Annotated in this window: 12 protein-coding genes and 1 tRNA gene; 7 read left to right on the top strand and 6 right to left on the bottom strand. The window is 66.3% G+C overall.

All coding sequences use genetic code 11. The features are described from left to right. Positions 1-80: 80 nt before the first annotated feature. Positions 81-1,007, top strand: coding sequence for an alpha/beta hydrolase (locus ACIPUB_RS10405; protein WP_407607303.1), 927 nt, complete (start codon positions 81-83; stop codon positions 1,005-1,007). A gap of 49 nt (positions 1,008-1,056) precedes the next feature. Here the strand turns inward: ACIPUB_RS10405 and ACIPUB_RS10400 are convergent, their stop codons facing one another. Continuing rightward, the gene (locus ACIPUB_RS10400) at positions 1,057-2,277 is read right to left on the bottom strand and encodes a glycosyltransferase (RefSeq protein WP_407607302.1); all 1,221 of its coding nucleotides are present in this window, start codon (positions 2,275-2,277) and stop codon (positions 1,057-1,059) included. Positions 2,278-2,633: 356 nt separating this feature from the next. On the opposite strand from ACIPUB_RS10400, the gene ACIPUB_RS10395 reads away from it, so the two are divergent. The 3 genes from ACIPUB_RS10395 (at position 2,634) to ACIPUB_RS10385 (ending at position 5,431) form a co-directional block, all read left to right on the top strand. Continuing rightward, positions 2,634-2,716, top strand: a tRNA-Leu gene (locus ACIPUB_RS10395). A 168-nt stretch (positions 2,717-2,884) separates the two neighbouring features. Continuing rightward, a complete protein-coding gene (locus tag ACIPUB_RS10390) occupies positions 2,885-4,210 on the top strand; it encodes a M20/M25/M40 family metallo-hydrolase (RefSeq protein WP_407607301.1) in 1,326 nt (441 codons plus the stop codon). 96 nt (positions 4,211-4,306) lie between these two features. Further along, on the top strand, positions 4,307-5,431 hold the full coding sequence (locus ACIPUB_RS10385; RefSeq protein ID WP_407607328.1) for an acyl-CoA dehydrogenase family protein: 1,125 nt from the start codon (positions 4,307-4,309) through the stop codon (positions 5,429-5,431). A gap of 31 nt (positions 5,432-5,462) precedes the next feature. On the opposite strand, the gene ACIPUB_RS10380 is transcribed toward ACIPUB_RS10385, so the two are convergent. Continuing rightward, positions 5,463-5,717 carry a DUF5703 family protein gene (locus ACIPUB_RS10380; RefSeq protein WP_407607300.1) on the bottom strand — a complete coding sequence of 85 codons (255 nt, stop codon included), beginning with the start codon at positions 5,715-5,717 and terminating at the stop codon, positions 5,463-5,465. Between the two features lie 42 nt (positions 5,718-5,759). Between ACIPUB_RS10380 and ACIPUB_RS10375 the strand changes: the two genes are divergently transcribed. The 3 genes from ACIPUB_RS10375 (at position 5,760) to mshC (ending at position 8,327) form a co-directional block, all read left to right on the top strand. Next, positions 5,760-6,017: a hypothetical protein gene (locus tag ACIPUB_RS10375; RefSeq protein ID WP_407607299.1), complete on the top strand. Its 258-nt coding sequence runs from the start codon at positions 5,760-5,762 to the stop codon at positions 6,015-6,017. Between the two features lie 97 nt (positions 6,018-6,114). Further along, the gene (locus ACIPUB_RS10370) at positions 6,115-6,939 is read left to right on the top strand and encodes an undecaprenyl-diphosphate phosphatase (protein ID WP_407607298.1); all 825 of its coding nucleotides are present in this window, start codon (positions 6,115-6,117) and stop codon (positions 6,937-6,939) included. Positions 6,940-7,049: 110 nt separating this feature from the next. After that, positions 7,050-8,327, top strand: coding sequence for a cysteine--1-D-myo-inosityl 2-amino-2-deoxy-alpha-D-glucopyranoside ligase (gene mshC, locus ACIPUB_RS10365; protein WP_407607297.1), 1,278 nt, complete (start codon positions 7,050-7,052; stop codon positions 8,325-8,327). Between the two features lie 329 nt (positions 8,328-8,656). On the opposite strand, the gene ACIPUB_RS10360 is transcribed toward mshC, so the two are convergent. The 4 genes from ACIPUB_RS10360 to ACIPUB_RS10345 all read right to left on the bottom strand — a co-directional run bounded on the left by ACIPUB_RS10360 (position 8,657) and on the right by ACIPUB_RS10345 (position 12,160). Next, entirely contained in the window at positions 8,657-8,797 is a 141-nt protein-coding gene (locus tag ACIPUB_RS10360) for an SDR family oxidoreductase (RefSeq protein WP_407607296.1), read from the bottom strand. A 209-nt stretch (positions 8,798-9,006) separates the two neighbouring features. After that, a complete protein-coding gene (locus ACIPUB_RS10355) occupies positions 9,007-9,240 on the bottom strand; it encodes an SDR family oxidoreductase (protein WP_407607295.1) in 234 nt (77 codons plus the stop codon). Between the two features lie 287 nt (positions 9,241-9,527). Continuing rightward, positions 9,528-10,787 carry an MFS transporter gene (locus ACIPUB_RS10350; protein ID WP_407607294.1) on the bottom strand — a complete coding sequence of 420 codons (1,260 nt, stop codon included), beginning with the start codon at positions 10,785-10,787 and terminating at the stop codon, positions 9,528-9,530. Between the two features lie 221 nt (positions 10,788-11,008). Further along, the gene (locus ACIPUB_RS10345; protein ID WP_407607293.1) at positions 11,009-12,160 is read right to left on the bottom strand and encodes an alpha/beta hydrolase; all 1,152 of its coding nucleotides are present in this window, start codon (positions 12,158-12,160) and stop codon (positions 11,009-11,011) included. Positions 12,161-12,210: the final 50 nt, after the last annotated feature.

The following is a 12,210-nucleotide window of genomic DNA, read 5'->3' as shown; positions in this document are numbered from 1 at the left end:
CACACCGCGGCCCGGGAACTGGTTGGGGGCTTTGTGGAAGACTCGAGTTGTTCCCGGCCCGTCGAAAGGTGCAGCCCGCCATGCAGGAGCATCGACCAGTCGAGATCGGCATCGAAGACTACGCGGACTTCCTCCCGCCTGGCAGGCGACTGCCGCTGGTTTCCCCGGATTCGACGTGGTGGTCCTGGAAGAACCATCGGATCCACCTCTCCAGGTCCAGCAATCCGGACGCCGCGGTGCGCTTGCTTGTCGTCCACGGCGCGGGAGCCCATGGAGCGGCGCTCTGGCCCGTCGCCGCCCTTCTTGCCGGCAGCCGGGTCGACATCACCGCCGTCGACCTGCCGCTGTACGGGAGAACCGTCACGGGATCGCGGCATACGGTGGTGTACGAGGACTGGATCGCACTGCTGGTTGACCTGCTGGTGGCTGAGGACGACGGACGGCCCGTCGTGCTCTTCGGTGCAAGCATCGGCGGGTTCCTTGCCGTTCAGGCGGCTGCAGCCTCACGCGGCGTTGCCGCAGTCATCGCCACCTGCCTGCTGGACCCGCGGGATCCGGGGACCCGGGCGGTCCTGACGCGCTTCGGGTCCTTCGCGCTGCCCTTCATGCCGTTGCTCTCGTTGGTGAGGGGGCCCGTGGCCCGGATCCCGGTGAAGATTTCCTGGATTGCCGACCTCGCGCGCATGGGCAGGGACCCCGCGTTGGGGCGCCTCTGCGCCAGGGACCCACGGGGAGGCGGCGCATGGCTGCCACTGGGGTTCCTCGCCTCCTATCTGCGGCACCCGCACACCCAGGCCCGAACCGTGCCGCTCGAGGTGCACCTCATGCACCCGGAACTCGATCAGTGGACACCGAAGGCACTGAGCGAGCGCACCCTGCGTTCCCTGCCCGGCCCCACCGGCACCCGGGTATTGCGCGGTTGCGGCCATTTCCCCCTCGAGGAACCCGGGCTGCAGGACCTCCTGGACGGCCTCGAGGAAGTGCTGGCCGGCGCGGCCTCCGGCTAAGGCTCGATGCCTGGCTGACGGACAGGCAGTTCCGGGACCGTTTCAGGATTCAGCGACCGCCGGCCGGGCGCAGCATCGCACCGGAATAGGAAGACAGCGCGGCGGCGGCCGTTTGCTCCCAGCCGTGCTCCGCTGCGAATTCGGCAGCCTGCCGACCCAGGCGTCGGCGAAGCGGCTCGTCGGTTGCCAGCTTGGCCAGTGCCACGGCCCACGCGGCGGGCTCGGAACCATCGACCAGGATGCCGGTGCGCCCGTCCTGCACGGCATAGGGCAGCCCGCCGACGCGGTGGGCCAGCACCGGGGTTCCGCAGGCCTGCGCCTCGAGGGCCACCAGGCCGAAGGATTCGCTGTAGGAGGGCACGGCCACCACGTCCGTGCTGCGGAAGGCCTCGGCCAGGTGTGCGGCGGGCATCGGCAGCGAGAAACTCACCAGGTGCTCCACCGCCTCGGCCTCGACCAGCTTTTGCAGGTTCAGCTCCTTGGACCCCGAGCGCGCCCCGATGACCGAAAGCTTCACGTCCAGGTCGGGCCGTTCGCGGGCGAGGATGCCAAGGGCCCGCACCAGGATCTGTGGTCCCTTGAGCTTCTGGATGCGGCCGGCGAAGAGAACGCGCAGCGAATTCGGCACGCTCCCGGGGTGCTCGCACACCCCGGGGTTGAAGACACTGAGGTCCACGCCCGGCTCCACGACGTCCAGCGTTTTCGCGTCGGCGCCATAGAGGTGGATCAATTCCTCGACCTCGGCCGGCGTGTTGGCAGTGAGCCGGTCTGCCTGTTCGCACAAGAGAATTTCGCCGCGAATGCGGGCACCGGATTCCTCGGTCTGCGCCGAGATCTTCTTGACCTTGCCCATGGTGTGCATGGTGTGCACCAGCGGAACCTGCCACGCATCGCGCAGGTGCAGCCCGACGATTCCGGAGAGCCAGTAGTGCGAGTGGATCGCGTCATAGGGGGCAAGCGTGGCGGCATAGTGCTCGATCGCCAGGGCCACATCGTCCAGGTGCTCGGCCAGCTCCTCCTTGCTGAGCTTGCCGGCGGGTCCTGCCTGCACCTCGTGGCAGGTGATCCCGGGCGCCACCTCGACGGCGCGGGTTTCACCGGCGCCGCGGACAAAGACATCGACAGAAACCCCTTGCTCGGCCAGCGCGAGTGACAGATGGCGGATGTACACGTTCATTCCGCCGGCGTCCCCGGACCCGGGCTGTTCCAGCGGGGAGGTGTGCAGCGAAATCATCGCGATGCGCTTGGGAAGGGTCGTGGTTGTGGACATCGGTGCTCGGTCGCCTACTAACGCGCTGGTTGGTTCAGGGGTGCTGGCGTGCCGCCCCGCGTGGTGATCGGGCTGGCAAACACCATCATCCTACGCAACGCCACTGACCGGACAGCCCTATTGTCCGAAGGGGAGAACATCACGCATCTGCCCCACTCAATATGACCCTGCTCACAAACAACGCCGAGGTGCGGGGTTTTTCGCCCAAACGGGCGCAAATAGCCTTGTAAACCCGCGGTTTTTAACCGACGGAACCCCCGAATTGAAGTGCGCCCCAAACCCGTGCTAGAGTCTTATCTCGCCGCGGACAACGGAAACAAAGTTCTTCACGAACTTCTCCGGTGCAGCGGCCACCAGCGAGGGTGGCGGAATGGTAGACGCGCTAGCTTGAGGTGCTAGTCCACGTAAGTGGGTGGGGGTTCAAGTCCCCTCCTTCGCACGGATCAACCCCCGACCAGACGAAAGTCAGGTCGGGGGTTTTCTCGTACCCGGAGGAACACGCTCCTGGACACGGGCCGGATCGCACACCCCCTCGCGCGTTGAACACATACCTCGATAGGGTGGAGGCAGATCGACCCACCACCACGAGAGGCAGAAGGATTCCCCCATGTCAGCTGCGCAGAATGCCCCGGTCACCATCGTCGCCGAAGATGAAGTTGCCGGCATCTGCCAGGCACTGATCCGGATCGACACCACCAACTACGGCAACAACGAGGGCGCGGGGGAGCGCAAGGCCGCCGAATACGTGGCCGAACTCATCGCCGAGGTGGGACTCGAGGCCACGGTGCTGGAATCCGCCCAGGGCCGCGCCAACGTCGTCACCCGCATCGAAGGCACCGACAGGTTGCTGCCCGCCCTGATCGTCCACGGCCACCTGGACGTGGTGCCCGCATTCAAGGACGAATGGTCGGTGGACCCCTTCGGCGCCGAGATCAAGGACGGAATGATCTGGGGCCGCGGAGCGGTGGATATGAAGGACATGGACGCGATGATCCTGGCGGTGCTGCGCGAGATGCAGCGCACCGGCACCCGTCCGCGCCGCGACCTGGTCTTCGCGTTCTTCGCCGACGAGGAAGCGGGCGGTGACTACGGAGCACGCTGGATGGTCGATAACCACCCCGAGCTCTTCGAGGGCGCCACCGAGGCCATCAGCGAGGTCGGCGGCTTCTCCGCCACCATCGACGGCAAGCGTGCCTACCTGCTGCAGACCGCCGAAAAGGGCATCGCCTGGCTCAAGCTCACCGCCGCGGGGCGCGCCGGGCACGGATCCCAGATCAACGAGGAGAACGCGGTGACCCGGCTGGCCGCCGCCATCACCCGCATCGGCGAACACGACTGGCCGATCTCCTACACCGACACCACGCGCGCCTTCCTTCAAGGCGTCTCGGAGATGACGGGGATCGAATTCACCGAAGACAACCCGCAGGTGCTGCTGGCGGAGCTGGGGAACGTGGCGCGCTTTGTCGGCGCCACCCTGCAGAACACGGCCAACCCCACGGTGCTCTCCGCAGGCTACAAGCACAACGTGATCCCCGGGGCCGCCGAGGCGCTGCTGGATGTCCGCACCCTGCCGGGCCAGCACGAACTGGTCATGGAGACGCTGCGCACCCTGGCCGGGCCGGACGTCGAGCTCAGCGCGCTGCACCTTGACCGCGCCCTGGAGGTTCCCTTTGCCGGGAACCTCGTCGATTCCATGGTGGCGTCACTGGGGCGCGAGGACCCGGAGGCGGTGGTGCTTCCGTACATGCTCTCCGGCGGCACCGACAACAAGGCACTGTCCCGCCTGGGCATCACCGGCTACGGATTCGCCCCGCTGCGCCTGCCGGCAGAACTGGACTTCACCGGCATGTTCCACGGCGTCGACGAGCGGGTCCCCGTCGATTCGCTGAAGTTCGGCACCCGGGTGTTGCGCGACCTACTGACGACCTACTGACATCCGCGAGGGGAACCCCCTGATGCGCCACCAATACCCGCACGGAAAGCGAAGAACATACGCGTGAAAACCATCAACGAGGTGCTCGGCACCGAGATGCTCGACCGGTTTCGGGCACGGGCCGCCGGCTACGATGCCCAGAACGCCTTCTGCGCCGAGGACTTCGCCGAGCTCACCGACGCCGGCTACCTTCGGGCCATGCTCCCGGAAACCCGTGGCGGCTTCGGCTGGGGCATGGAAACCATGACGGCCGCCCAGCGTCTGCTCGGCACCTACGCACCTGCCACGGCTCTGGCGGTGAACATGCACCTGGTCTGGACGGGCGTTGCGACGTTGCTCTCCGCCCGCGGGGATGACCGCCTGGACATGGTCCTGGACTGGGTGCAGGCGGGTGAGGTCATGGCCTTTGGCGTGTCGGAGGCCGGGAACGACGAGGTCCTCTTCGACTCCGTGACCCGTGCGGTGCCCGACGCCGACGGATCGTACTCCTTCACCGGGACCAAGGTCTTCACCTCGCTGGCTCCGGTGTGGACGCGCCTCGGGGTCTTCGGCAAGGACGAGGGCACCGGGAAGGGACAGTTGGTGCACGGCTTCCTGCACCGGGACGCCACCGGCATCGAGATCCCGCAGAACTGGAACACCCTGGGCATGCGCGCCACCCAGTCGAACTCCACCGTGCTGACAGGTGCCCGCGTTTCGGCGGAACACATCCACACCAAGCTGCCCGTCGGACCGGTGCCGGACCTGTTGGTGTTCGGCATCTTCGCCTCGTTCCTCTCACTGACCGCCTCGGTCTATGTGGGGCTGGCCGAGCGCGGCATGGAGCTGGCGGCGGCAAACCCGGCCAGGCGCAGCTCGCTGAAATTCGGCGGACGGACCTACGACCAGGATCCGGACATCCGGTGGCAGGTCGCCGATGCGGGCATGCAGGTCCTCAAGCTCGATGCGATGCTGCGGATGACCACCCGGGACCTCGACGACCGGGTGGACCACGGGGGATCCTGGTTCCCGCGGCTGGTCACGCTGCGCACCCAGGCCGGGGACGCCGCCCGCTCCTGCATCGACATCGCCGCCAAGGTCTCCGGCGGCGGGCAGTACTTCCGCGGCTCCGAGCTCGAACGGCTCTACCGCGACGCCCTGGCCAGCCTGTACCACCCCTCGGATGCCGAATCGGCGCACTCCACCGTGGCTTCCTGGCTGCTGGGCCCGGTCAAGGAGTAGGGCAGCCGGTGCAACTCGGGTGCCGCGTGCCTCAGCCGCGGATGTTCAGCGTGGGCTTTACGCGCATGACCCGTCGTCGCATCCAGTACTTTTGGCCGCCGCCCTCGTAGAGGCAGGTGCGCACCAATTCCCACTTGCCGTACTCCGAATGCTCGCGCAGGGCTGCGCGTGCCACCGAGCGATGTTCGCCCGGCAGCGCCGCAATCACCAGGTATTCGAAGAGGTGCTCGGGGTCTCCGGGCATCTGGTCCCGGGCTCGGGCTACGGGGATTTTCTTTTCGATCATGACCCTGTCCATAGTGTGGCTTGTGCCTGTAACGTCGAACACATGAGTACAGACCCGCGTGTTGCCCTCAGTGTATTGATCGGTTGCCTCGAAGAACACCTTTCGGCCGTGGCTGCAAAACGCGGCGCCCAGGACGCCTCGATCAGCTCGGCATTCCTGGCCGTGGCCGATGCCTTTGAGGAGTACGAGGACGCACTCTACGAGTCCTACGAGGAGTTCCTCCCGCTGAGCGTGGTGGAGGAAAGCGACGACGACGATCCGTACGACGAAGACAGCCGGGGGGAGCCCATCACCACGTAGCCCGGCCGGCCATAGCGACTCCGACCACAGTATTAAGTTCGACTCATCATGGAGCGCCAATGGGCCTTGGCGTGCCTTGGTGAAGTAGTGTCGGTACGTGAATTGGTTTGAAGCGGCCTTCCTAGGGCTGATCCAGGGTCTGACAGAATTTCTCCCCATCTCCTCCAGCGCCCACTTGCGCATCGTGGGGGAGTTGCTGCCCAATGCGTCCGACCCCGGTGCCGCGTTCACCGCGATCACGCAGCTGGGCACCGAAACCGCGGTGCTGGTGTTCTTCTGGAAGGACATCGTGCGGATCGTCGGCGCCTGGTTCAATGCGCTGCGTGGCCGGGTGCCGCACAGCGACCCCGACGCAAAAATGGGCTGGCTGATCATCATCGGCTCCATCCCGATCGCGGTGCTGGGCCTGCTTTTCGAGGAACAGATCGACACCTCCTTCCGCTCGCTGTGGATCGTGGCGACCACCTTGGTGGTCTTCGGCCTGATCCTGGCGGTTGCCGACTACTACGGCAAGCAGAACCGCGAGCTCACCACGTTGACCCCCAAGCACGGCATCCTCTTCGGCTTCGCCCAGGCGCTGGCCCTGATCCCCGGGGTTTCGCGCTCCGGCGGAACCATCACCGCCGGGCTGTTCATGGGCTACACCCGTGGCGCGGCCGCCCGCTATTCGTTCCTGCTGGCCATCCCCGCGGTCTTCGCCTCCGGGTTGTACAAGCTGGCCAAGTCCTTCAATGAACCCGGCGTGTACTCGCTGCCGCAGACCGGCCTGGCCACGCTCATCGCCTTCGTGGTCGGGTTCGTCATCGTGGGTTGGTTCCTCAAGTACGTTTCCTCGCACAGCTACAGCCTCTTCGTCTGGTACCGCGTGGCCCTGGGCCTGGCCCTGTACCTGCTGCTGGGCTTCGGTGTGATCAACGCCTAGCAAAATCGGACCCCGAAACCCGGAATAACCGCCGGGCCGGTGGACTTGTTCCAAGTAACTGCATTGCGCCCGGCCACGTTCGGGCAAAAACCTAAGAGAAAGGACGCCCCGTGCTTGCATGGTCCGCGCCCACCGTCCCGCATGTCCCGGGAAACGCACCGATCCTTGAGGTGCACGACACCGCCACCGGCCGGCTGAGGGACACCGCCGACGCCGAGAAGTCCAACGCGCCGGCGAGCATCTACGTCTGCGGCATCACCCCCTACGACGCCACACACATGGGGCACGCCGCCACCTACGTCGCCTTCGACCTGCTGCAGCGCACCTGGCGCGATGCCGGGCGGGAGGTCACCTACGTGCAGAACGTCACCGACATCGACGATCCGCTGCTGGAGCGCGCCGCAGCTACCGGCATGGACTGGCAGGTGCTGGCCAAGGAGCAGACCGACCTGTTCCGCGCCGACATGGAAGCACTGAACGTGATCCCACCCGAGCACTACATCGGCGCCGTGGAATCCATCACCTGGCTGGTCCCGCTCGTCGAGGAACTCGTCGCCAAGGACCTGGCCTACGCGGTGCCGGGCGAAAACGGCGAACCGGACGGGGACATCTACTTCGACGCCGCCGCCGCTGCCTCCGACGCCTGGGAGTTGGGCACCGTGAGCGGCTACAGCCGCGAGACCATGCTCGGCTTCTTCGCCGAGCGCGGGGGAGACCCGGAACGGCCGGGCAAGCGCGATGCCCTTGACCCGCTGCTCTGGCGTGTGGCGCGCGCCGGGGAGCCGGAATGGGACGGCGCCTCACTGGGCGCCGGGCGCCCGGGCTGGCACATCGAGTGTTCGGTCATCGCCCGCCGCTTCCTGCCCGCCCCCTTCACCGTGCAGGGCGGGGGATCGGACCTGATCTTCCCGCACCACGAGTTCTCCGCCGGTCACGCGGCCGCGCTGGACGGCAAGGCGCTGGCACAGTCCTACGTGCACACCGGCATGGTGGGCCTGCACGGCGAAAAGATGAGCAAGTCCCTGGGCAACCTGGTGTTGGTTTCCCAGCTGCGTGCCGCCGGCGTGGACCCGGTGGCCATCCGCACGGTGCTGCTGGGCCAGCACTACCGCAGCGACTGGTTCTGGACCGATGAACTGCTCACCCAGGCCCAGGACCGGGTGGCCCGCTGGCGCAAGCGCATCGGCTCCACCACACTCGCCGAGGCCACGGCGGTGGTCACCCGCATCCGTTCCAAGCTGGCCAACGACCTGGACGCCCCTGCGGCCCTGTCCGTGCTCGATGCCTTCGGCGCCCAGGAACCGGCGGAGGACGACGGCTCGCAGGAGGCCGGCGGGCAGCTGCTCGCCGATGCGCTCGATGCGCTGCTGGGGCTCAAGATCTCCTAGCGTCCGCGCTGCCGCCACTGCGCCGCACCAAGTATCCGTTCGGCACCCGCACCTCTATGGAGGAGCGGGTGCCGAACGCGTTCTTGGTCAGCCGGCAAGGGCCGCGAAGGCCGGAGGGCAGGCGCCAGGCTCGCCCTCTGTGAGTTCCTCGACGGAGTCGTCGATGAGGTCACCGGCGTCGGTGTGGCGTCTGCGGTTGCGTATTGGGGGGATCTGAGTGCTGGCGGGCGATCGGTGCAGAGTTGGCTGGACCTGGTCCTGCGGGGCTGTGAGGGGGTCCTGTCTTGGGTTTTCACGCAACGGGCGCCCGATGGTTGGGTCGGGAGCCTTTAGCGTCCCACGGTTTGTCCGCCGTCGACGACCATGGCACGTCCGGTGGTGAACGCGGTGAGGTCCGAGGGCAGCCACGGCACCGCGAAGGCGATCTCCTCGGGACGGCCCATCCGGCCATTGGGTTCCCGGCCGATCACCCGTGGGTGCCCTCCGGGGTCCCACCGAAGAACCGTTCCATCATCGGGATGTCAATGATGCAGGGATAGATTGCGTTGATCCGTGTGCCGTCCGCCGAGAAGCCCAAGGCCCTGGACATCGTCAGTCCGATCAACCCCGTGCTTGGCGGCGGCAGATCCGGCGTGACCGCGGAAACCGACGACCCCGGCGTCGGCACCGGAGGAAATGTTCACGACCGCCCACCCCCGGTCTTGGGCATCAGCGGGGACTGGTGCTTCATGCAGAGGAACACGCTGCGCAGGCCGACGTTGGCCAACCGATCCCAGGGCTCCTCGGCGATGTCGGCCAGCGGGGCCATGGGTTGTTCGATGCCGGCGTGGTTGAACGCGACATCCAGGCCCCCAAAGGCCCGATCGTCTTGGCCGGGGCGGAGGTGATGACGTCGATGCGGGTCGCATCGCAATGCAGCGCCAACAGCCGTCCTCGGTGCGAGGCCGCCTGTCGTTCGGTTTCCGCCTTCCCCTCACTGTCTCTGCCCGTGACAACAACATCGGCTTCCCCCTGATGCGAAAGCGAAGGCGGCCGCACGGCCAATACCGCTGCTTGCGCCGGTTGTGGACGCGAGCATACCGGTGAATCGTTGAGTTTCCATTCCCACTTCTCGTTCTGTTGTGGCGTGTCCTGCTTGTGGTGGGGTTGGAATGTGGCGATTTTCCGGGTCGCGGCGTGGAGCCTGGACCGCACGGGAATCTAGCCGGCCGGGATGGATGAAGGACCGGTGCCTTCTTCGGCCGCCTTCTCGATCGGGCGGAGGGCCACGATGGCCAGGGCGGTGGTCGGGATGAGGGTCAGGACCGCAATCCCGGCTCCGACGGCGACGGGGCCGATGGACCCGAGACTGGTTCCCAGGGCGATGCCCCCGACCCACGTGGCGGCGGCGGTGCCGGCGTTGAAAGCCGCGACGGTGAGTGAGGACCCGAGGGTGGGCGCGTGATCGGCGTAGCGCAGCGCCAGAGAGATCAGCACGGGGTTCGCTCCCAGGCCGAAGAGCCCAAGGGCGACGACGAAGATCGTCAGGGGAAGAGGTGAGTTGGCGGCGAAGCAGATCCCGATCAGGATCATGGTGGTCGCTGCGGGTGCGATGATGGTCGTCGCGTGGGGGTGGCTGTCCCCGAGGCGTCCACCGACCAGTGCGCCAATGAGGGAGCCGACCCCGAACCCGGCAAGGACCAGTGGGACGATGCCGATGGGGATGCCGGCCTCATCCGCCAGCAGCGGAGCGATGTAGGAATAGGCGGCCAAGACGCCTCCGGTGGTGGTGGCGCAGGCGGCCAATGCCAGCCAGAGCCGGCCGGAGCGAAGCGCGGAGAGTTCCGAGCGGATTGATACGGCCGTGTAACCGGCACCGGTGTGGGGAACGTGGCGGGCTATCAAGACCGTGGCAGCCAGGGCCATGATGGCCAGCGCCCAGAAGGTCCCACGCCAGCCGATCAGGTGGGCGGCGAACGCGCCCAGCGGCACGCCCAGGACGGTCGCGAGCATGCCGCCGGCACTCACAATGCCCAGCGCGCGGGACGCCATTCCCGCACCGGCGGTCCTTGCCGCGATGACCCCGGCGATGGCCCAGAATGCCCCGGTGGCCAGCGCGGTGAGGAACCGTGCGGCCAGGAGCACTTCGAAGTTGGAAGCCAGGGCGACGATGACGTGTCCGATGGCAAAGACGACCAGGGCCAGGATGAGGGTCAGTCGTTGCGGCAGGCGCAGGGTAGCCATGGCCATCACCGGTGCGCCTATGACCATGCCCAGGGCGAACACGGTGATCAGCAAGCCGGCCCGGGCCACGCCCACTCCGAGGTCATCGGCCATTTGGGGCAGGATTCCGGCAACAATGAACTCGGTGGTCAGCATCAGGAACGTTCCCAAGGCCAAGATATAGACCACCAGGGGGAGCCGTCCCGGTCCGGACGAGGACCGGACCGCTGTCTGGGGTGCGGGCGATTGTCCGATCATGCAAATTTCTCCTTCGTGGCCAAGTTGTCGGCCTCAATTTCATGTCCACATTCAGTCGACAACTGTTCCCTTCCGAGGAAAGGGGTGTCTGTGGGGTAGTGATTCCACCATGGTTGCCGCCGGCGCGGACTCCCGCCCTGGGATCACCCCCTCAGAAGTGTCCCGGGACCAGCGAACCGGCCCATGGTGAGGGGAAACCGGCCCGGGCGCCCCGGGGTTTCCTAGAGGTTGGTCCGGAAGAAGTCCGTGAGCTTGTTGAAGGGGATGAGTCCCACGCGGTCGTACAGGTCGACGTGGCCGGCTCCCGGAACCCAGAAGAGCTCCTTCGGACCCGTGGCCCGGCGGTAGGCCTCTTCGCTGAACTCCCGAGAATGTGCCTGGTCACCGGTGATGAACAGCAGCGGCCGCGGCGAGAGCAAGTCCAGGTCCGCGAACGGATGGAAGTTCATGAACTTGGCGTTGGTGGCCAGGGCGGGATGTGTCGTGGTGTTCGGGTGGTATCCGCGGGCAGTGCGGTAGAAGTCGTAGAATTCCCGGTCCACCGGGCTCGATGTCGCGGTGAGCTTCTCGGGTGTGCCCCCGGTGTACTGGATTTTTCCACCGGCGAACTCGACATCCCGCTGTGCAGCGGCCTGCGCGATCATCGCCTTGCGCTGTTCCAGGGTGACGGACTTCCGGAGCCCGTCACGGTTCGCGGCACCCATGTCGTACATGCTCACCGTGGCGATGGCCTTGATCCTCGGATCGATTTTTGCCGCGCCGAGCACAAAGCTGCCGCTTCCGCAGACCCCGATGGCCCCCACACGGTCCTTGTCTACGAATGACTGGGTACGCAGAAAATCCACGGCAGCACTGAAGTCTTCGCTGTAGACATCAGGGGCGACGGCATTGCCCGGCTTCCCCGCGCTTTCTCCCCAGAAGGAGAGGTCGAAGGACAGCGAGACAAATCCCTGCTCCGCCATCTTCGTGGCGTAGAGGTTGGCGCTCTGTTCTTTCACGGCTCCCATGGGGTGACCCACGACCAGTGCCGGATGGCCCGTCCTGCGGTCCAGGTTGTTAGGCGTGAACAGGTTGCCCACCACCTTCATCTCGTACCGGTTCCTGAACGAGACCTTTCGGACCGTGACCTTGTCACTGGTGTAAAAGTTGTCTGCACCGTCTGAGGTATCTCCCTGCTCCAAGCCCTTTCTGGAGGCGGAGGCGGGTACGGAGGCAACGGCCTGCTCGCCCGATGCCAGACCCACGACACTGGACAGACCCACCGCGGCAGCCCCGGCGCCAGTTAGCTTCATCAGTTTCCTGCGAGAGAAACCTCGCTCCGTCCCGCTCGTTCCGGAGGTCGACTTCTTGCTTCCGTCGGTATTCGTGCTCATCGTGATGCCATCCTCGGGGTAGTCATTAATGAACGTGGAAAATTTCCTAC

It is taken from the genome of Paeniglutamicibacter sp. ORCA_105 (assembly GCF_045798545.1).
Classification (GTDB): domain Bacteria; phylum Actinomycetota; class Actinomycetes; order Actinomycetales; family Micrococcaceae; genus Paeniglutamicibacter; species Paeniglutamicibacter sulfureus.
The sequence above is the reverse complement of the archived record's forward strand: the minus strand, read 5'-3'. Positions and strand labels throughout refer to the sequence as shown.

Coding starts and splice junctions, on each gene's coding strand:
- ACIPUB_RS10405 (WP_407607303.1), top strand. CDS start 81: ATGCAGGAGCATCGACCAGTCGAGATCGGCATCGAAGACTACGCGGAC.
- ACIPUB_RS10400 (WP_407607302.1), bottom strand. CDS start 2,277: ATGTCCACAACCACGACCCTTCCCAAGCGCATCGCGATGATTTCGCTG.
- ACIPUB_RS10390 (WP_407607301.1), top strand. CDS start 2,885: ATGTCAGCTGCGCAGAATGCCCCGGTCACCATCGTCGCCGAAGATGAA.
- ACIPUB_RS10385 (WP_407607328.1), top strand. CDS start 4,307: ATGCTCGACCGGTTTCGGGCACGGGCCGCCGGCTACGATGCCCAGAAC.
- ACIPUB_RS10380 (WP_407607300.1), bottom strand. CDS start 5,717: ATGATCGAAAAGAAAATCCCCGTAGCCCGAGCCCGGGACCAGATGCCC.
- ACIPUB_RS10375 (WP_407607299.1), top strand. CDS start 5,760: ATGAGTACAGACCCGCGTGTTGCCCTCAGTGTATTGATCGGTTGCCTC.
- ACIPUB_RS10350 (WP_407607294.1), bottom strand. CDS start 10,787: ATGATCGGACAATCGCCCGCACCCCAGACAGCGGTCCGGTCCTCGTCC.
- ACIPUB_RS10345 (WP_407607293.1), bottom strand. CDS start 12,160: ATGAGCACGAATACCGACGGAAGCAAGAAGTCGACCTCCGGAACGAGC.